The 625-nt window shown below is 73.0% G+C and carries 1 protein-coding gene; it reads left to right on the forward strand.

The window, feature by feature from the left end; translation table 11 throughout:
• Positions 1-14: 14 nt before the first annotated feature.
• On the forward strand, positions 15-625 hold a 611-nt coding region (locus NS334_RS16770), incomplete at its 3' end, for a polysaccharide biosynthesis/export family protein (protein ID WP_206542716.1).

Here is a 625-nt window from a genome sequence, read left to right on the forward strand (position 1 = left end):
GCTCGGCAATACCGATGGGCAACATCTGGATGCGCAAACTTCCCCTCGTCCTGCTCGCCGTCACGGCGATGTCGGGCTGCACGTACCTGCCCGCGGCGGGTCCGACGGCGAGCGCGATCCAGGCCGGGGCTGAGGTCGCCACGGCCGACGGGGGCCTGCTCGCCCGCTACGAGATCATCGACGTCACTCCCTCCGTGGTCGAGGCCCTGCGCGGCCGGCCGCTGGACAGCCTGCTCGCCTCCTTCGGCGACCACCGCCCCTCCTCCGAGCCGGTCATCGGCATCGGCGACATGGTCTCGGTCTCCGTCTGGGAAGCCGGGTCCGGCGGCCTGTTCTCCGGGCCCCTCGTCGCCGACCGCTTCTCCGCAGGCTCCAAGTCCGCCCTCATCCCCGAGCAGCCCGTCGGGCGCGACGGCGCCATCTCGGTGCCCTACGCCGGCCGCATCAAGGTCGCCGGCCGCCGCACCCAGGACGTCCAGGCGCTCATCGAGAACGAGCTCGCCGGCAAGGCCATCCAGCCGCAGGTGCTGGTCTCGGTCACACGCCCGATCTCCCAGGCCGTCACCGTCACCGGCGAGGGCGCCGCCGGCGCCCTCGCCGGTGACGGTGACGGCCTGGGAGATCG

The sequence above is a fragment of the Sphingomonas endophytica genome (assembly GCF_001476895.1).
In the GTDB taxonomy this organism is placed as follows: Bacteria; Pseudomonadota; Alphaproteobacteria; order Sphingomonadales; family Sphingomonadaceae; genus Sphingomonas; species Sphingomonas endophytica_A.